General features: G+C 76.4%; 14 protein-coding genes and 1 pseudogene. All 15 read right to left on the bottom strand.

Annotated elements, in window-relative coordinates; genetic code table 11:
- Positions 1-6 precede the first annotated feature (6 nt).
- The 15 genes and pseudogenes from ACIQKA_RS18885 to ACIQKA_RS18815 all read right to left on the bottom strand — a co-directional run bounded on the left by ACIQKA_RS18885 (position 7) and on the right by ACIQKA_RS18815 (position 17859).
- Entirely contained in the window at positions 7-2487 is a 2481-nt protein-coding gene (locus tag ACIQKA_RS18885; RefSeq protein WP_402541617.1) for a VWA domain-containing protein, read from the bottom strand.
- An 11-nt stretch (positions 2488-2498) separates the two neighbouring features.
- Positions 2499-3098, bottom strand: a complete 600-nt coding sequence (locus tag ACIQKA_RS18880) for a Pycsar system effector family protein (RefSeq protein WP_402541615.1) — start codon at positions 3096-3098, stop codon at positions 2499-2501.
- Positions 3095-4738, bottom strand: coding sequence for a hypothetical protein (locus ACIQKA_RS18875; protein ID WP_402541613.1), 1644 nt, complete (start codon positions 4736-4738; stop codon positions 3095-3097). The genes ACIQKA_RS18880 and ACIQKA_RS18875 overlap by 4 nt, the downstream gene beginning before the upstream one ends.
- Positions 4735-7173 (bottom strand): hypothetical protein, encoded by a 2439-nt coding sequence (locus ACIQKA_RS18870; protein WP_383432286.1) that lies wholly within the window; start codon positions 7171-7173, stop codon positions 4735-4737. Before ACIQKA_RS18870 ends, ACIQKA_RS18875 begins: the two co-directional genes overlap by 4 nt.
- Positions 7170-8069 (bottom strand): hypothetical protein, encoded by a 900-nt coding sequence (locus tag ACIQKA_RS18865; protein WP_402541611.1) that lies wholly within the window; start codon positions 8067-8069, stop codon positions 7170-7172. The genes ACIQKA_RS18870 and ACIQKA_RS18865 overlap by 4 nt, the downstream gene beginning before the upstream one ends.
- 89 nt (positions 8070-8158) lie before the next feature.
- Positions 8159-8884 (bottom strand): Crp/Fnr family transcriptional regulator, encoded by a 726-nt coding sequence (locus ACIQKA_RS18860; RefSeq protein WP_402541609.1) that lies wholly within the window; start codon positions 8882-8884, stop codon positions 8159-8161.
- A gap of 304 nt (positions 8885-9188) precedes the next feature.
- Positions 9189-10103, bottom strand: a complete 915-nt coding sequence (mmuM, locus tag ACIQKA_RS18855; protein ID WP_383151564.1) for a homocysteine S-methyltransferase — start codon at positions 10101-10103, stop codon at positions 9189-9191.
- A 17-nt stretch (positions 10104-10120) separates the two neighbouring features.
- Positions 10121-11044, bottom strand: a complete 924-nt coding sequence (locus ACIQKA_RS18850; RefSeq protein WP_383151567.1) for an LLM class F420-dependent oxidoreductase — start codon at positions 11042-11044, stop codon at positions 10121-10123.
- A gap of 316 nt (positions 11045-11360) precedes the next feature.
- Positions 11361-11852 (bottom strand): DUF6099 family protein, encoded by a 492-nt coding sequence (locus ACIQKA_RS18845; protein ID WP_383151569.1) that lies wholly within the window; start codon positions 11850-11852, stop codon positions 11361-11363.
- A gap of 320 nt (positions 11853-12172) precedes the next feature.
- Positions 12173-12532 (bottom strand): annotated as a pseudogene (locus ACIQKA_RS18840) (nucleotide pyrophosphohydrolase); the annotation flags it as partial.
- Positions 12529-13986, bottom strand: a complete 1458-nt coding sequence (locus ACIQKA_RS18835) for an ATP-binding protein (protein WP_402541606.1) — start codon at positions 13984-13986, stop codon at positions 12529-12531. The pseudogene ACIQKA_RS18840 and the gene ACIQKA_RS18835, both read right to left, overlap by 4 nt.
- 55 nt (positions 13987-14041) lie before the next feature.
- Positions 14042-14473, bottom strand: coding sequence for a cell division protein SepF (locus ACIQKA_RS18830; protein WP_125667861.1), 432 nt, complete (start codon positions 14471-14473; stop codon positions 14042-14044).
- 160 nt (positions 14474-14633) lie between these two features.
- Positions 14634-15863, bottom strand: a complete 1230-nt coding sequence (locus ACIQKA_RS18825) for a PLP-dependent aminotransferase family protein (protein WP_402541604.1) — start codon at positions 15861-15863, stop codon at positions 14634-14636.
- Between the two features lie 155 nt (positions 15864-16018).
- On the bottom strand, positions 16019-16705 hold the full coding sequence (locus tag ACIQKA_RS18820) for a GntR family transcriptional regulator (protein ID WP_383151573.1): 687 nt from the start codon (positions 16703-16705) through the stop codon (positions 16019-16021).
- A gap of 149 nt (positions 16706-16854) precedes the next feature.
- Positions 16855-17859: a proline racemase family protein gene (locus ACIQKA_RS18815; protein WP_402541601.1), complete on the bottom strand. Its 1005-nt coding sequence runs from the start codon at positions 17857-17859 to the stop codon at positions 16855-16857.
- Between the last annotated feature and the right edge of the window lie 27 nt (positions 17860-17886).

Below are 17886 nucleotides of genomic sequence, written 5' to 3'. Positions count from 1 at the left end.
ACCCGTTCAGAAGTTGCGGTCGTAGGCGTCGGACCCGCCGGGGCCCCCGAAGCCGGCCCCGGTCCCCGGGCCGGAGCCGGAGCCCGGGTCGGAGCCCCTGCCGGGGGCGGCGCCGGTCCCGGTGCCGCCCGGGGCGCGGGACCGCCGGGGCCACGGGAACCCGCGGGACCCCGGAGCCCCCGCCGACCGCCCACCGGGCCGCGCCCCCGGTCCGGACCCTGCCCCGGACCGGGTCCCCGGGGCGGCCGTGCCGCCGCTCCGCACGACGAGTTCGTACGCGTCCAGGCCGATCGGCTCGCCCGGCACGACCGGGACCCGCGCCCCGCCCCGGGGGCGGAGCGTCAGGGCGCCGGCACCGTCACGGCGCAGCACGTGGGCGGTGGAGACGGCGGTGCCGCCGACCCTGCGGAGCGTCGGCGGCGCCCCGTACGGCTCGTCGACGGTGAAGGCGAAGACGCCGTTCCTGCTCCGCCCGGGACCGACGGTCAGCTTGAAGAGGGACCGCCCCTCCCGGTGGAGTTCGAGGACGGCGCCGGTGAGGTCGCGGCGGCGGCGCCGGACGGCGAGGCGGACGGCCGCGAGGGCGGCGAGGGCGAGGAGGAGCGCGGCTCCGGCGGCCACGTGCTTCCACCACCGGTCCCACCAGGTGGGCGGCGCCTCCACCCGCACGTCCAGGAAGGCGGTGTCGAGGACGAGGTCGCCGTCGGCGGTGTCCACGACCGCGATCCGGCCGCCGAGTTCGCCGAGGGGCGCGTCGCGGCCGAGGGTGACGGTGAAGGGGACCCGGGTGCTGCGGCCCGGGGGCGCGGTGACCGGCGTCGGGGAGACGGCGAGGCCCGCGCCGGGGGATCCGTCCTGGAGGGCGAGCCGCAGGGTGTGCGGCGCGGAGTCGTTGTTGGTGACGTCGAGGGTGCCCCGGACGGTGCCGCCGGGGTGGACGGGGGCGCGGTCGACGGTGAGTCCGGCGGTCAGGAGCGGGGCGTCCTCGCCGCGCCGGGCGTGCAGCGGGCGCCGGTCGGAGGTGATGCCGGGCGCCTCCATGCGGGTGACGAGCTCCAGGTCGCCGGTGGCCCCGGCGGGCAGGGTGAAGGTGCCGGTGAAGCGGACGTCGCCCGCCTTCGCGTCCGGGGCCCGCCCGTCGTCGGCGAGCCGGAAGGCGAAGGGCGCGAAGCCCGCGCCGCTCAGTTCGGCCGAGGCCCTGAGCCCCGCGAGCTGCCTGGGGTCGGTGATGACGACGCCGCGCCGGGTCTGCATCCGCACCTGCACGGTGACCTTCTCCCCGGCGCGCGGGGAGGCCGGGTCGAGGGTGACGTCGGAGCGGAGGCGGCCCTGCCAGATGGCCCGGACGGCGACCTCGCGGTCGCGGTGGCCCTCCGGCGCCTCGATGTGCACCCGCCAGGGGCCGGGCAGCGGGTTCTTCACGCGCAGCGCCTCGACCGGCCCGTCCTGGCCGCTGACCTCGAAGGCGGAGCCGTCGAACTCGCCCCGGACGGGCACCTCGCGGCCCGCCGGGTCGTAGTAGGTGACCCGGACCTTCGGGTCGTGCTTGGAGACCGTGAGGGAGCCGTCGGTGGCGAGGGGCGGGATGGTCACGGTGAGGTCGGCGGGCGGGCGGCCGACGGTGCCGTGCGCGACCCGGGCGCAGCGGGCGGCGGCGAAGGTCTCCTGGAGCGCCTTGTCGATCTCGGCGGAGGTGCCGACGACCCGCGGGTGGGGGGCCGAGCCGGGGACGTCGGAGCAGGCGCCCCGGTGGCCGCCCGCGGCCATGGCGGTGAGGGCGGCGCGGTCGATCTCGGTGCCGAAGCCGAGCGGCCAGATCTGGACGCCGGCCGCGCGGGCGCGGGCGAGCTCCTCGGTGAGCCGCCGCGCCCCGTTGGCCCGGCGGCTGTCCGGGTCGGTGCCGTACTCGGGGCTGTCGGCGACGTCGAGCCGGCCGTCGGTGAGCAGGAAGAGGACCTTGGGGGTGGCGGGCGGCTTCGCCCCGTCCGTCCCCGCTCCCGGCCCGGCGCCGGGGGCCGGGCCGGCCCCGGCGAGGCGGGCGACGGCCTGGCGGATCGCGGCCGGGAAGTCGGTGCCGGGGCCCAGCCGGGCGGTGTCGCGGCGGCGCAGCTCCTGGACGCACGCGGAGAGCCGCTCGCGGCCCGCCGCGTCCGCGACGACGAGCGGGCAGACCTCGCGCACGGGCGACTGGCCCGGCTTCTCGGAGCTGCCGAAGCCGATGACGGTGGCCCGGGAGCGCTCCGATATCTCGCCCTGGGCGATCAGCGCGGCCGCGTCGGTCTCCCGGTCCAGGTCCTTCTGGGCCAGGCTCGCGGACTGGTCGACGACGACGGCGAAGTCGATCGGGTCGGGGCCCTCGGCGGGGTCGGCGGCCGGGCCGGCGACGGTGCGGGCCGCGCCGGTGGCGGCGGGCGCCGCGAGCGGTCCGGAGAGCGCGAGGAGCGCCCCGGCGAGGAGCAGGACGCTCCCCCTGTTGGTCCACTGCATCTTCTTCTCTCTCACCACAGTTCGCCGAAGAGGGCCAGGAGGGTGCCGAGCGCGAGCGCGCACACGCCGAGCCGCAGCCACCGGTACTTCGCCGCGAGCACGAGCCCGTGCACCCCGGCCTGTTCGAGGAGCCAGCCGGTGGCGTCCGTGCCGGACGCGACGAGCCGCTCGCGCAGTACGGGCCCGGACGGTCCGGTCGTCAGCTCGCGCAGGAGGGTGCGGTCCGCCCCGATCCGGGTGCGGGGCAGGACCACCGAGACGAGCATCACGACCCCGGCCGTCCACAGGACGCCCGCCGCGGTCAGGAGGACGAGGGCGGGTCCGGCCGCGGGCAGCGGGCCGTGGTCGCCGGAGAAGACGACCGCGAGGAAGGCGAGGGCGCCGGAGAGCAGGATCGCGGCCTTGGTGTCGGCCCGCCCGATGTCCTCGCGGACGGTGCCGAGGAGCCGCTCGGCCATGAACCGCAGCTCCTCGGACGGGACGGGGGCCGGTGCGGGCGGGGACGGGGACGCGGGGACGGGCTCCGGTGCGGGCGGGGACGGGGACGCGGGGACGGGCTCCGGTGCGGGCGGGGGCGCGGGTGCGGGGGCCGCCGGGTCGGGGGCGGTCACGCGTCGTCCCAGTCGTCGAACTCCGCGCTGGGCCGGGCCGGGCGCGCGGTCGGGCGGGGCCGGTCGCCGCCCTCGTGGTCGTAGGGGTCGGTCCGCTCGTAGCGGCCGTAGCGGTCGGTCCGCTCGTACGGGTCGTAGGGCTCGTACCGGTCGCGTCCGTCGTCGGGACCGCCCTCGTGGCGGTCCCGCGACCGCCCGCCCTCGCGGCCCCGGTCCCTCCCGTCGCCCCTCTCCCGCTCCCGGTCGCGCTCCCGCTCGGAGCCCGACTCGACGCGGGTCGGCTCGTAGACCCGGGAGTCACGGCGGTCGTCCCCGGGGGCCCCGCGCTCCCCCCGCTCCTCGTCCCAGTCCGGGCGGCGCGGTTCCGGAACGGCGTCCTCCAGGGCGAGCCGGCGACCCCGGGCGTCGCCCGGGGGGTTGAGCACCCGGTCGGTGATCCCGCCGAGGACGGTGCCGGTCTGGGAACGCAGGTACATCAGCACCTGGTACATCTGCTCGCCGATGTCGTGCCGCTCCAGGACCCCGGTGTCCAGCAGCCGGTTGAAGACGGCCAGGTAGTCCTCCTGGCCCTCGCGCCGCTCCCGCTGGAGCTGGGAGCGGATCTCCCACTGCTTGTCGGGGTGCATCGCCATGTGGTGGGCGATCTGCGCCAGGTCGCCGCGCCGGAAGAGGGCTTCGAGCTCGCGGGCGCGGTCGGCGACGAGGGCGCGCTCCGCCGCCTCCCTGCGCCGCTCGGCCTCGGCGACGCGCTGGTCGGCCTCCATGGTGACGTCGACGCGGTCGCGGCGGGAGACCTCGGCCTTGACGGAGGCGTCCAGGTCGATGAAGACGAGGACCCGGGTCCGCAGTCCGATGTCCCGGCCGAAGGCCAGGCGCCCGGCGCTCAGTTCGGCCCGCACCGCCTCGTCGGCGCGCTGCGCCTCGGTGATGCGGAAGCGCCGGGACAGCCTGCGCAGGCCGTCGAGCAGCTCGTCGCGCAGCAGCTCGGCGACGTCCTCGACCTGTTCCTGGACGACGAGGTACGGGTCGGTCACCACCCACTGGACCCTGGCGACGGCCTCGAAGAAGACGCCGTCCCCGGCGGCCGGGAGCCGGAGCCTGAACTCGGTCACGTTGCGGCCGAGCCGGACCTCGAAGACGGTGTACGGGAAGCCGAGCACGGGCTTGTTGACGTCCTCGACGCGGTCCGGCCAGACCACCCGGTGGCCGCCGTTGCGGTAGAGCAGGACGGCGGCGACCTTGCCGCTCCGGCGGCGGTACGGGGGCGCGTACTCCCCGAGGAGGGGGCCGCGCACCCGTCCGCTCACCTGCTCCGGAGCGGTGCCCCGGCCCGGGTCGCCGTCCGGGTAGAGGTCGAGGTCGAGATCGGCGTCCGCGTCGCGGCGCCCGCCGTTCTGCCGGTCGTACCGCCGGCGCCCGTCGCGGTCCTCTCCGTACCGGCGCCCGTCGCGCCCCTCCTCGTGCCCCCGGCCCCGCTCGTCGTTCCGCCGCCGTTCCCGTCCGTCGTCCACCCGTCCGTCCCCGTCCCGGGCCCGCTCGTCGCGCCGGTCCCCGTCCCGGTCGCGCCCGTCGCGTTCCCGCCCGTCCCACCGCGCCCGCCCGTCGGACCGCGCGTTCCCGTTCTGCTCGGGCCCGGTCATCGGCTCGCTCCTTCCGTCACGGCGTCCCACATGCGGTGCGCCGCGTTCCTGTCCAGGGGCCGGTCGCGGTCCCGGACGAGTTCGTTCAGCAGTCCCCTGAGCCGGTCCCGGTCCCGGCGCTCCACCGCGAGGAGCGGCAGGAGGACGCAGACGTGCCCGAGAGCCTCCGGGTCCTTGGCGGCCCGCCGGAGCATGCCGCCGAGGGCCTCCAGGGCGGCCTCGCCGGAGCGGGCCGTGGTGAGGGCGTGGCGCACCAGCGCGCCGAGTCGGGGCGCGAGGTCGGGCCGGGTCGCGAGCAGCGCGACGAGCAGGGGCCGGGCCGCGTGGCCGTCGAGCCCGGGCACCTCGCGCAGCCCCCACACATGGGTGGTCCGGGTGCTCAGGGCGCGGATGACGGCGAAGTGGACCAGGTTGGCGAGGTTGAGCCGGCCGTCCTCCAGCCAGCGGTGGAGCCGCTCCAGGACGGGGTCGGGGTCGCCGGAGGCGAGCAGCCGGGCCACGCTGAAGGAGGCGGGCACGAGCACGTCGACGTCGCCGGCCTCCCGGGTCCTGACGACCCGCGCCAGGGCGTCGAGCGAGCCGGAGACGCTTCCGGCGGCCAGGACGTAGCCGTGGGCGAGCAGGGCCGTCGTGACGAGGGGGTCCTCGTCCGACGCCGCCCAGTCCTTGAGGACGGCGGCGACGGCCGGCCGGACCCGCGGGTCGCGGGCGGCCTCGGCGAGCGCGGTGGCGGCGGCCATCCGGGCCCTGGGCTCGTCCGTCGCGGCGAGCGGCACCACCAGCTCGCGGAAGCCGTGGATCCAGTCCCAGGAGCAGAGCACCCCGGCGGCGACGGAGGCCCGGACCCACACCTCGGGGCGCGGGTCGTCGCACAGCGAGCGCAGCCAGCGGGCCACCGGGCCGCGGACGTTGTGGTAGCCGTGCCAGATCTCGCCGAGGACGGCGCGGGCGAGCGCCTCGCCCTGGAAGCGGACGGCCCGCACCGGCACCTTGGCCGGGCCGAGGTCCAGTTCGCCGTCCTCCAGGACGGCCCGCGCCCGCACCGGCCGGTGTTCGGCGTGGGTGCCGAACAGACGCCGTCCCGGGGCGTGTTCGGGGTCGAGGGTGACGGCGAGCTCCCAGGCGAGGAGTTCGGCGGCCTCGGCGGCGAGGCTGTAGGCCGAGCCGTCGAAGACGGCGACGGCCACGCGGAACGCCCCGGCCCCCAGGGCCGGCAGCGCCTCCGGGAGGGAGCCCGGCCGGTCGGCGCCCGCGAACCACTCGCGGGCCTGGGAGCGGACGAAGCCGGCGCACTCGGCGAGGAGTTCGTCGTCCGTCGCCTCGCCGCGCCAGTGCCGGGCGAGGTGGTCGGCGAGGAGGACCGCCTCGCGCGGCCGCAGCTCCTCCAGGCCGAGGGCCTCGACGACGTCCCGGCGCCGGGCGCGGGCCCGGGCGGCGCCGAGGGCCTCGTCGGGCTCGGCGCGCAGGTGGTGCCAGAGGTGCCGGTGGAGGACCTCGTCGGCCGGCGGGGGCGCGCAGTACGCCCCGTACCGGCCGCGCAGGAGGCGGTCGGCGAGCTCGCCGTTCTCGACGAGGACGACCCCGTACGCGTTCCGGCCGCGCAGCAGTTCGCCGAAGCGGTCGAGGTGCAGTTCGGAGAGGCGGACGGCGGGGCGGCGGACGGCGGGCGCGTGCTCGCCGCCCCGGGCGGGGCGGGGCTCGGTCTCGGCGCGCACGTCCTCGGCGAGCAGTTCCAGGAGGTGGCCGCCGCCCTCCTGGACGGCCTCCTCGGTGATCTCGTCGACGCCGTGGCGGGGGTCGAGGCGGAAGACCTTGCCGCCGGTGAGCTCGTCGAGGAGGGCGAGCGCGGTGGCCTTGCGGCCGCTGCCGGGCTCGCCGCACAGGACGAGGACCCGGTGGGCGCGGAGGCGCTCCCGCATCCGGGGGTACCCGGCGGTGGCGCAGTACACCCGGCCGAGGTGGTCGAGCGTCTCGGCCGGGACGGGGCCCTGCACGAAGTGCGCGGCGCGGTCGGAACCGTACAGGGCGAAGATCTGGTTGCCCTCGAAGACGGTGCCGTCGCCGTGGATGGTGGTCAGGCGGTCGGGGCCGCCGCCCGTCCAGGTGCGGACGGCCCGGTGGGCGGTGGCGGCGCCGCCGGTGTCGCTCTCGCCGCCGAGGGGGCCCCGGTCGGCGGCCTCGAAGACGCTCGGCTCGCGGGGCTGGTCGCCGGGGCCGTCGCTCCGGTCGCCCTCGCGGTCCCGGTCGCCGCGCGAGCCGCGATCGCGGTCGCGGTCGCGGTCCCTTCCTCGGTCGCGGTCGCGGTCTCGACCCCGGTCGCGGTCCCGGTCGCCGCGGTCCCCCCGGTCCGGACCCCTGTCGTGCGCGTCCGCCCGGTCGTCGCGGCCGGCGTCCGGGCCGTCGCCCTGCGGCGCCGCGTCGTCCTGGTCGCTCATCGCGGCCCACCCGCCTCGGGCACCGCTCCGGAGGCGGGCTCGGGCTCCGGTGCGGAGGCGGACCTCGGCGCGGGTTCCTTGCGTATCCCGGTGAAGCCGCCGTGGATGGTGTTGCCGTGGACGTCGAGCAGGTCGCCGCCGACGTGGTACGTGCGGCTCCCCCCTCCGGTCCGGGGCGTTGGGCCGTCCCCCCGCGACGGCCCAACGCCGGTCCCTGATCCCCCCGCCGGCTCCCGCCGCCCCCCGGGCGGCGGTCCCCCGTCCGGTCCGGGCAGCGGCGGCGCGGTCCTGCGCGGCACGTGGAACCAGGCGGTCTCGTCGGTCTCCTTGGAGGAGACCCGGGCCGGCAGGTAGTGGGTCGGTTCCACGTACCTGCCGCCGTCGGCGACCACGTTCCCGTACAGCCAGTCGGAGACGACGACGAGGAGGTCGACGTCGGGCGCCTCCGCCATGATCCGCCGGGCCGGGGCGCTGTCGCAGAGCCGGGCGGCGAGGTCGACCGCCCGTCCGACGAGCCCGTGCCGGTCCTGGACGACGATCCCGGCGTTCATGCCGATGCGCAGCCGCAGCCGCCGGTCGCGGCCCGCGTTGCGGGCGCGCAGGCTCTCGTAGAGGGTGTCGATCCACCGCCCGACCATGAGGGACGGCGGGACGTCGGGGCGCAGGGCGGCGAGGATGCCGTCGCCCCGGTCCTCCTGGTGGAAGGTGCCGGGCTCGACGCCGACGGAGCCGTACGCCTCGTCGAAGGCGGCGTACATCGCCGCGCGGTGCCACTCCTTCCCCGCCGTGTCCAGGCTTCCGGAGCCGCAGATGTCGCCGAAGACGACGAACCGGTGGATCCCGCCCGACGCTCCGCCCGTACCGCTCCCCGTCCCGTTCGCTCCCGCACTGCCCACTCGGACTCCCTCGCGATGACCCGGTGCCGTCGGCGCCGTGGTGGTGCGTGTCCAGACTGGCCGCCGCGCGCGGCCGGCGATGTAGCCGTTTACACACCCGGCGGAGATTCGTCCGCCGGGGTTCCGCCGGGGCGTGCGCGCCCCTCGGCGAGCAGCACCAGGACCTTCATGTCGAGGATGATCACGGTGCGGTTCGCGGTGCGGACGACGTCCTGCTCCCGCAGCAGGCGCAGCGCCTTGGCGACCGCCTCCCGGGTGGCCCCGACGGCCGCCGCCAGGTCGTGCTGGGGCAGCGGGAGTTCGAGGACGGTCCCGGTGTCGGCGCGCCGTCCGGCGCGTTCGGCCAGCTCGACGAGCCGGGCGGCGAGGCGCTGGAGGACGGTCTCGGAGGCCAGCGCGCGGCGCTCGACGTCCGCGCTGCGCAGCCGGGTGGCGAGCTGGCGCATGATCAGCGAGGTCGCGTGCGGCCGGGCGGCGAGGAAGCCGCGGAAGCGGTCGCCGGAGACGGCCACGGCCTCGACGGTGCCGAGCGCGGTGACGGTGGCGCTGCGCGGGCGCATGTCGACGGCGGCGAGGTCCCCGACGACCTCGCCGGCTCCGCGCAGGGCGAGGATGAGCCGGGAGCCGCGTTCGGTGCCGACGGAGACGACGGACCAGCCGGAGAGCAGCGCGAGGACGTAGGCGCTGGTGTCGCGTTCGCGGATCATCACCTCCCCGGGGTCGTAGACGCGCCGGACCCCCTCGGCGAGCAGGGACCGCCGGTCGGCCGCCGGGAGGGCGTGGAGGAAGGAGCGGTCCTGTCCGAAGAGACTCATCGCCCGCTCACCCCCGTACCGTCCGCGGGCCCTCCCGGGAAGACCTCCCGCCGATGGCCGTCCGGCGCCTTTCGTGTGCGTGTTCCCACCTCATGTGTCTTGTCCAGTCACAGAGTTGACGTTCTGTCACGTCATGGGGTGAAGAACGCTAGAGGGTGCGGAAGAAACGCGTCAACGAGCACGGGGGGCGCAGGGGAGCGCCGCTCAGGACACTCCTGCGCCCCCGCCGGAGGGGTCCGGCGGGGGCGCGGGGAACACGGGGTGGGACCGGGTCACGCGGCCGGGTCGCGCGGGGGCTCCCGGTTCAGCCGGTGCCGTCGGCGGCCAGGGCCTCGGCGAGGGCGGCGATCCCGGACGGGCCGACCCGGCAGCAGCCGCCGACGAGCCGGGCCCCGGAGCGGACCCAGGCGGCGGCCCGCCCCGGGTCGAAGGCGGCCTCGCCGCGCCAGTCCCGCGCCCCGGCGTCCCAGCGCTCCCCGCTGTTGGGGTAGACCACGGCCGGCTTCCCCGTCACGGCGACGGCCGTCTCCACGGCCGGGCCCGCGTCGGCCGGGTCGCAGCAGTTGACCCCGACCGCCACCACCCGGTCGTTCCCGGCGGCGACCGCGAACGCCTCCGCCTGCTCCTGCCCGGCCCGGGTCCGCCCGCCCTCGACCGTGTACGACAGCCAGACCGGCACCCCGCACCCCTCGGCCGCCCGCAGCAGCGCCTCCGCCTCCGCCGCGTCCGGCACCGTCTCCAGGGCGAGGACGTCGGGCCCGGCCGCCGCGAACGCCTCGATCCTGGGCCGGTGGAACGCCTCCAGCTCCCGCACGGAGAGCCCGTACCGGCCCCGGTACTCGCTGCCGTCCGCCAGCATCGCGCCGTACGGTCCGACGGACGCGGCGACCCACACCTCCCGCTCCCCGGCGTCCGCCGCCGACCGCGCGAGCTCCACGCTCCGGGCGAGCAGCCGCGCCGCCTCCTCCCGGGCCAGACCCCGCCGGGCGAAGCCCTCGAAGGTGGCCTGGTACCCGGAGGTGATGAGGACCCGTGCCCCGGCCCGTACGTACGCCGTGTGCGCCTCCTCGATCCGCTCGGGTCCGTCGGCGAGGAGCCGCGCGGACCAGAGCGCGCCCGAGAGGTCGCAGCCCTGCGCCTCCAACTGGTGGGAGAGTCCGCCGTCGAGGACGAGGACCTCCGCCCGGAGGGCTTCGGCGAGCGTGCGGGCCGGTCGCATCGGGGCGCTCCTCCCCCTCAGCCCAGCTGCGACTGGACCTGGGCGGAGATCAGCTCCAGGTGGTCCAGGTCGTCCAGGTCCAGGACCTGGAGGTAGACGCGGGAGGAGCCGATGGCCGCGTACCGTCCGAGCTTGTCGACGACCTCGGCGGGCGAGCCGGCCAGGCCGTTCGCCTTGAGCTCGTCGACGTCCCGCCCGATGGCGGCGGCCCGGCGGGCCACCTCGGCGTCGTCCCGGCCGACGCAGACGACCAGCGCGTTGGAGTACACCAGGTCGCCGGCCGGGCGGCCGATCGCCTCGGCGGCGGCCCGGACCCGGCCGAACTGCTTCTCGCTGTCCTCCAGGGAGGCGAAGGGGATGTTGAACTCGTCCGCGTAACGGGCGGCGAGCCGGGGGGTGCGGGTCGCGCCGTGCCCGCCGATCAGGACCGGGATCTTCTCCTGGAGGGGCTTGGGCAGCGCCGGGGAGTCGGTGAGCCGGTAGAACTCCCCCTCGTGGGTGAACGTCTTGCCGACCTCGGTCTCCCACAGGCCGGTGACGATCGCCAGCTGCTCTTCGAGGCGGCCGAACTTCTCCTTCGGGAAGGGGATGCCGTAGGCCTTGTGCTCCTCCTCGAACCAGCCCGCGCCCAGGCCCAGTTCGACCCGGCCACCGGACATCCGGTCGACCTGGGCGACCTGGATGGCGAGGACACCGGGGAGCCGGAAGGTGCCGGCCGTCATCAGCGTGCCGAGGCGGATCCTCTTCGTCTCCCGGGCCAGTCCGGCCAGGGTGATCCAGGCGTCCGTCGGGCCGGGCAGGCCGTCGGCGGATCCCATGCTGAGGTAGTGGTCGGAGCGGAAGAAGGCGTCGAAGCCGAGCTCCTCGGTGGCGCGGGCCACGGTGAGGAGGGTGTCGTAGTCGGCCCCCTGCTGGGGTTCGGTGAAGATGCGGAGATCCATGTCTCCATCCTGCACCGTCGGCCGCGCGTCAACCTCCCGGCCGACACCCGGGCCGCCCGCCCCGGTCACGTCCGCCGGACCCGCGTCCGCAGCCGCACCCATACCCATACCCGTGCCCGCACCCGCACCCGCACCCACACCCACCGGACCCGCGTCCGGCGCCCCGGGAAGGCCGGCGGATCGGGAGGCCGGTCGGGCCGGGAGGCCGGACCGACTAGGGGGCCGGGAGGCCGGACGGGCCGAGAGGCCAGACGAGCCGGGAGGCCGGACGGACCGAGAGGCCAGACGAGCCAAGGGCCCGGTCGGGCCGGGGGCGTCAGCGTGAGCGCTCCCTCCGTGGGGCCGCGCGGCCCCGGGCGGGGTCGGGCGGGCGGGCGCGCTCGCCGTCGCGGACGGCGAGGCGCCGTAACATCCCGCGCACCCGGTCGCCCGACTCGTCGGTGGCGTCGATCGCCTCGATGCACTGCCAGTAGAGCCCCTCCTCGTCGGTGGCGCAGGCCACGCCCACCAGTGCGATCCCCACCTCGCCGAGCAGCTCCCCCAGTGCGGTCAGCGCCCGGTGGGGGTCCGCGACCTCGGTCAGCCGGGCCGCGCGCGGCCCTCCGGCGCCCCACACCGCCGGATACTCCCCGGTCTCTCCCAGACCCCGCGCCTCGCCGCGCAGCTCCTGCGGTCCGCAGAGCGCGAGCCTGCTCCCCATCGCCTGGGCGAGGGCCTGGGCCTGCCAGGCCTCCGCCACGATGTCCTGCGCCGTCCCGCTCTCCGCCAGCGCGTGCCGGCCGAGCGCGATCAGTCGCTCCGCTTCCATCAACACCGCCCCCGTTCCCACGACTTGCCACCCACTCAGTCATTACCCAGAGTGAGGCGACCTGAGCCCAAACACCAGGGGAATTCGGAAATCTGTGGACAGGAGGCTTGACGGGGAGAAGTCGATCACTCCGAAGAGTGACGATCTTGGTTCACCGGCCCTCTCTCATCGCTTCCTCACCCCGCTCCCTCACCCCGTTCCCCACCCGTCTCCTCCTTCTCGCCCTCTCCGCCCCGCCTCTCGCCCTCTCCGCCCCGCCGCTCGTCCTCCCCGTCCCGGCTCCCGTCCTCCCCGTCCCGGCTCCCGTCCTCCCGGTCCCGGCCATCGCCCTCCCCACCCCGCCGCTTGGCGGGGAACCGGAGCTCGTTGCGGTCGATCTTGGCCGCGAGCGCCGCCAGCGGATCGATCCCGAGCGCCTCGCAGAACTGGAGGAGGTAGGCGAGCACGTCCGCCACCTCGTCGGCGACCCGGTGGGCCGACTCCGGGTCCTCCATGACCCGCTCGGCCTGCTCGGGGGTCAGCCACTGGAAGATCTCCAGGAGTTCGGCCGCCTCCACGCTGAGGGCCGCCGCCAGGTTCTTGGGCGTGTGGTAGGGCTGCCAGTCGCGGGCGGCCGCGAACTCGACCAGCCTGCGCCGGAGTCCCGCCACGCTGTTGTCCGTCGTCTCTTCGTGCGTCACGCGCCCAGGTCTACCACCGTCACCCCGGGCGTCCGGCGCGCCTCCGCCGCCGTCCGGTCGCCCACCGCGCCCGCCAGCCGGATGTGCCCGTCCCCGGCGATCTCCACGGCGAGGCGGAGCAGTTCGCCCGACTGGCGCCGGTCGAGGTCCCGGTCGAGGCTGTCGGCGAGCAGCGTCAGGCCCTGCATGGCGTCGGGCACCTCGGCGACGCGGTCCATCTCCAGGACCCCGGGGCCGGTGAGCAGGGTGAGCGCGAGCGCCAGATAGCGCAGCTCCCCGGCGCCGAGGCGGCCGAGCGGGGTCTCGGGCCGGCCGCCCCGTTCGAGCACCGCCCGGACGGTGCCCTCCCGGAGCTCCCGCACCCCGAGGCCCGTGACGGTCCCCGCGCAGCCGGCTCCCGCCACGGTCGCGAGGCGGTGGTGGCGGCGCGGGCAGTCGTTGTGGGTGCGGTGCAGGACCTCGGCGAGGTTGGCGCAGTCGCGCCGCAGCCGTCCCTCGCCGGGCGGCACGGGGGCCCGCATCCGCTCGGGCCGGGGGTCGCAGGCGAAGGCGGACCGCAGTCCGACGACCACCTGCTCGGCGGCGGCCAGGACCTCCAGCTGTCCGGGGGTCCGGCCGGCGACCCGCAGCGGCAGCAGGGCCGTGCCGAGGAGGTCGTCGGGGAGCGGGGCCCTGGTCACGGGGGTGGTGCCCGCCGTGTGCCACGCGGCCTGGACGGTGCTGCGGCCGGGGTCGCGGAGGGCGGTGGAGAGCAGGGTGCGGCCCCGCGCGGTGAGCCGTTCGCCGACGATCCGGAGCCGGGGCTCGGCCTGCACGGCGAGGTCCAGGAGGACGGGGCCGCACGGCCCGTCGACGGTGCAGCCGATGCGGAATCCGCGCCTGCCCTGGGCGTCCGGCCGGGCGCGCTCGGGGACGAGGTCGGCGGCGTCCGGGAACACCTCGTCGAGCGGGTCGCCCGCGCAGAGCCGGGCCAGCGCCTCGTACGCCCGCAGGGTGGTGGTCTTGCCGCTGCCGCTGGGCCCGGCGAAGAGGGTCACGGGGCCGAGGGCGTGCGCGGCGGAGCGGTGGCCGGCGAACGCGGAGAGGCGCAGCTCGGTGACGGCGGGCCGGGCGTCGGCCCGCTCCTCCCGCCTCTCCGGCGCGACCGGGCCCCGTGCCTCGGGGACGGAGGCACGGGGCCGGGAGGCGCGTGGAAGGGGGGTGTCCGCACCGGAGGGGGCGGCCGTCCGGGAGGGGACGCCGGTCCTGCGAGCGGGGGCGGACGCGACGGGGTTGCGGGCCTCCGGGACGCGCGGTCCGGCGGGGGGAACGGCGTCGGAGGGGAGGGCGGCGCCGGGTGCGGGGGCGGAGCCCGGGAGGGCAGCGGGAGCGGGATCGGGAAGGAGGGAGGAAGCGGGGTCGGAGGGGTGGTTCTTCGACGTGCGGGCGAGCGCGGGGCCGCCGGTGAGGTCCATGTCCGGACCGTACGCAGGCCGTTCCCCGACGAACCGTTACGTCGAGCCGACCTTCCTACGATCGGGGGACGCCGGCGGCCCGGCCGCCCACGACCTCCTCCTCGTCCGCGCCCTCCGCGCCCTCGACCTCCGTGCCCGCCGGGGCGAGGAGGAAGACGTTGCGGTCGACGCGGTGCATCCCGCTGCCGAGTCCGAAGACGACGCCGCTGCTGAAGTCGAGGATCCGCTTGGCGACTTCGGTGTCGGCGCCGGTCAGGTCGAGGAGCACCGGGATCTGGGCGATGAGGTACTCGGCGACCTCGCGGGCGTCGGCGAAGACCTGCACGCGGAGCACGACCATGCGGCGCTGCTCGGCGGATTCGTACTGCTCGGGGATCGTGCGGTGGTCGACCCTGGACGGCCATTCGTCACGGCCGCGCAGGGGCACGACCTGCGCGAGGCCCTCCCACTGCTCGTCGGTGACGTCGTACCTCTCGTACCTACTCATGGGTCCATCCTCCCGCTCCTCACCCGTTCGGCCCAACAACGACACGACGTGATGACGGCGTGGCGGGCGGACGGACCGGAAGGTCACCCGGTCGGCCCACTCCGTCCCGTGCCGGACCCCCCGTCCCCCCGCCCCCGTTCGCCGTTCCCGCCCCTCCGTGTCAGACGAAGCTCTTGGCGAGCCTGCGGAGGCCCTCCCCGATCTCCTCGGCCGAGTGCGTCGTGAACGACAGGCGCATGGCGCCGGGGTCCGGTGCTCCGCAGAAGAACGGGGCCCCCGGCACGTACGCCACCTCGTGTCCGACGGCGGTCCGCAGGAGCGCCGTGGCGTCGTACCCCTCGGGCAGGGTGGCCCAGACGAACATGCCGCCCTCCGGCCTGTTCCACCGGCTGCCCTCGGGCAGCGCGGCCGGCAGGCCGTCGAGCATGGCGTCCCTGCGCTCCCGGTAGGCGGCGCGCATCACCGCGACGTGCGCGTCGAGGTCGCTGTCGCGCAGGTAGCGCGCGGCCGCGGCCTGGTCGACGGTCGAGGTGTGCAGGTCGGCGGCCTGCTTGGCGATGACGCAGGAGCGGCGGAGCCCGGCGGGGGCGCGCAGGTGTCCGAGCCGCAGGCCGGGGGCCATCACCTTGGAGAAGGAGCCGAGCAGGACGGTGCGGTCGGCCGCCGCGGGGTCGGCGGCGATCCAGGGGACGGGCTCGCCGTCGTAGCGCAGTTCGCCGTACGGGTCGTCCTCGACGATCCAGAAGCCGTGGCGGGCCGCGGCCTCGGCGACGGCGGTGCGGCGCTCGGCGGGGAGGGTGCGGCCCGTGGGGTTCTGGAAGGTGGGGACGACGTAGAGGAGGGTCGGGTCCTCGCGGGCCGCGATCTCCTCCAGCGCCTCCGGGAGGATGCCCTCGTCGTCGGTGGGCACGGGGACGACGCGGGCCCCGGCGAAGGCGAAGGTCTGGAGGGCTGCCAGGTAGCAGGGGTCCTCGACGAGGACGACGCCGCCCGGTTCGAGCAGGGCGGTGGCGAGGAGCGTGAGGGCCTGCTGCGAGCCGGTGGTGACGAGCAGGTCGTCGGCGTCCGTGGGCAATCCGCGCGCGCTGAGCCGGCCCGCGACGGCGGCGCGCAGCTCCGGGTCGCCCTCGGTCGTCGAGTACTGGAGCGCCCGCCGCGGGAGGTCCGTGAGGACCCCGTCGTACGCGGCCCGGATTCCGGCCACGTCGAACAGCTCGGGTGCGGGCAGGCCGCCCGCGAAGGAGATCATCTCGGGACGCGCGGTGAGCGCCAGGATGTCCCGCACCGGCGAGGAGCCGACGCCGGCCAGCCGGGAGGCGACGGCCGGCACGGGCGCGGAGGGGGTGGAGGCGGCGGGATCGGCGTGCGCGGGCGTGGCGGCGGAAAGCATGGTGTCAGCATATAGACGCCCGGGAGGGTGTCCAGGTCGTGGGATTCCCGCCGGAGAAAGCCGAGTTGGAGCGCTCCCGGGCCGTCTCAGAAGGGCCCCGGAGGGCCCCGAAGGGCTCGGGAGCCCTCGCGGAAGGCCTCCCGGAGGAGGGCTTCCTACCGGCGTCCGGCCGGCTCGTCGCGGCCCTCGGCCCACAGGGAGCGGACGTGGCCGAGGTGGCGGCGCATGCAGGCCTCGGCGCCGCGCGCGTCCCCGGCGATCATGAGGTCGAGGAGTTCGACGTGCTCCTCGGCGGAGGAGACGAGCAGGCCGGCCTCGTCCAGGCCCGTCAGGCCGTAGAGGCGGGAGCGCTTGCGCAGCTCCCCGACGGTCTCGACGAGCCGCTCGTTGCCGGAGAGGCCGAGCAGGGCGAGGTGGAAGCGGCGGTCCGCCTCCAGGTAGCCGATGAGGTCGTGCTCGCGGGCGCGGGCGACGATCTCCTCGGCGACCGGGCGGAGTTCCTCCAGCTGCTCCCGCGCGGCCGTCCTGGTGACCCGGCCGACGGTGGGGACCTCGATGAGGGTGCGCAGTTCGGTGTACTGGTCGAGGTCGCGCTCGCTGACCTCGGTGATGCGGAAGCCCTTGTTGCGGACGGGCTCGACCAGGCCCTCCCGGGCCAGGTCGAGCATGGCCTCGCGGACCGGGGTCGCGGAGACGCCGAGGTCGGCCGCGAGGCCGGGGGCCGAGTAGACCTGGCCGGGGCGCAGTTCCCCGGCGATCAGGGCCGCGCGCAGGGCGTGCGCGACCTGGTCGCGCAGCCTCTCCTGCGCTCTGACGAGGCCGTACTGCTTCAGGTCACCCATCGTGCGTCCTCCGAGAAGTCACGGAGGAGCATCGTACAATGTCACGTTTCGCCGTCCGGCCGGCCCGCCCGCCTCCCCCGGGCCCGGGGCGGTGGACCGGCGGGCCCGGGGCGGTAGGCCCACGGGCCCGGTGCGGGGAACCGGCGGTCTCAGAGGAGGAAGCCGGCCGCGAACGGGTCGTCGGGGTCGAGGAAGTACTGCGCCGTGCCCGTGATCCAGGCCCGGCCGGTGACGGTCGGGACGACGGCGGGCAGCCCGCCCACGGTGGTCTCGCCGACGATCCGGCCGGTGAACTCGGTGCCGATGAAGGACTCGTTGACGAAGTCGGCGCCCGGGACGAGCAGCCCCCGGGCGTGCAGCTGGGCCATGCGGGCGCTGGTGCCGGTGCCGCACGGGGAGCGGTCGAACCAGCCGGGGTGGATGGCCATGGCGTGGCGCGAGCGGGTCGCGTCGGAGCCGGGCGCGGCCAGGTAGACGTGCTTGACCCCGGCGATGGCGGGGTTCTCCGGGTGGACGGGCCGGTCGGGCCCGGCGTCGATCGCGGCCATGACGGCGAGTCCGGCGGCGAGGAGCTCGTCCTTGCGGGCGCGGTCGAAGGGCAGCCCCAGGGAGTCGAGGTCGACGAAGGCGTAGAAGTTGCCGCCGTAGGCGAGGTCGTAGGTGACGGTGCCGTACCCGGGCACGTCCGCCTTGAGGTCGAGGCCGACGCAGTAGGAGGGCACGTTGGTGAGCGTGACCGCCTTCGCCGCGCCGTCCTCCACCCGCACGTCGACGCTCACGAGGCCCGCCGGGGTGTCGAGGCGGACGGTGGTGACCGGTTCGACGACCGGCACCATGCCCGTCTCGACGAGGACGGTGGCGACCCCGAGGGTGCCGTGGCCGCACATCGGGAGGAGGCCGGAGACCTCGATGTAGAGGACGCCGTAGTCGGCGTCGGGGCGGGTGGGCGGCTGGAGGACCGCGCCGCTCATCGCCGCGTGGCCGCGCGGCTCGTACATGAGGAGGGTGCGGACGTGGTCGAGGTGCTCGGCGAAGTGGAGGCGCCGCTCGGCCATCGTGGCGCCGGGGATCACCCCGAGGCCGCCGGTGATCACCCGGGTGGGCATGCCTTCGGTGTGGGAGTCCACCGCGTGGTAGACGTGGCGGGTGCGCATGGGTCCCCTTCTGTCGTGGGAGGCGGC

This window comes from Streptomyces sp. NPDC092045, from assembly GCF_044756005.1.
GTDB lineage: Bacteria > Actinomycetota > Actinomycetes > Streptomycetales > Streptomycetaceae > Streptomyces.
The sequence above is the reverse complement of the archived record's forward strand: the minus strand, read 5'-3'. Positions and strand labels throughout refer to the sequence as shown.

What these genes read in the sequence shown, in the direction of transcription:
- ACIQKA_RS18870 (WP_383432286.1), bottom strand. Translation starts at nt 7,173, where the DNA reads ATGAGCGACCAGGACGACGCGGCGCCGCAGGGCGACGGCCCGGACGCC.
- ACIQKA_RS18830 (WP_125667861.1), bottom strand. Translation starts at nt 14,473, where the DNA reads ATGAGTAGGTACGAGAGGTACGACGTCACCGACGAGCAGTGGGAGGGC.
- ACIQKA_RS18825 (WP_402541604.1), bottom strand. Translation starts at nt 15,863, where the DNA reads ATGCTTTCCGCCGCCACGCCCGCGCACGCCGATCCCGCCGCCTCCACC.
- ACIQKA_RS18845 (WP_383151569.1), bottom strand. Translation starts at nt 11,852, where the DNA reads ATGGAAGCGGAGCGACTGATCGCGCTCGGCCGGCACGCGCTGGCGGAG.
- ACIQKA_RS18850 (WP_383151567.1), bottom strand. Translation starts at nt 11,044, where the DNA reads ATGGATCTCCGCATCTTCACCGAACCCCAGCAGGGGGCCGACTACGAC.
- ACIQKA_RS18820 (WP_383151573.1), bottom strand. Translation starts at nt 16,705, where the DNA reads ATGGGTGACCTGAAGCAGTACGGCCTCGTCAGAGCGCAGGAGAGGCTG.
- ACIQKA_RS18815 (WP_402541601.1), bottom strand. Translation starts at nt 17,859, where the DNA reads ATGCGCACCCGCCACGTCTACCACGCGGTGGACTCCCACACCGAAGGC.
- ACIQKA_RS18860 (WP_402541609.1), bottom strand. Translation starts at nt 8,884, where the DNA reads ATGAGTCTCTTCGGACAGGACCGCTCCTTCCTCCACGCCCTCCCGGCG.
- ACIQKA_RS18875 (WP_402541613.1), bottom strand. Translation starts at nt 4,738, where the DNA reads ATGACCGGGCCCGAGCAGAACGGGAACGCGCGGTCCGACGGGCGGGCG.
- mmuM (WP_383151564.1), bottom strand. Translation starts at nt 10,103, where the DNA reads ATGCGACCGGCCCGCACGCTCGCCGAAGCCCTCCGGGCGGAGGTCCTC.
- ACIQKA_RS18885 (WP_402541617.1), bottom strand. Translation starts at nt 2,487, where the DNA reads ATGCAGTGGACCAACAGGGGGAGCGTCCTGCTCCTCGCCGGGGCGCTC.
- ACIQKA_RS18835 (WP_402541606.1), bottom strand. Translation starts at nt 13,986, where the DNA reads ATGGACCTCACCGGCGGCCCCGCGCTCGCCCGCACGTCGAAGAACCAC.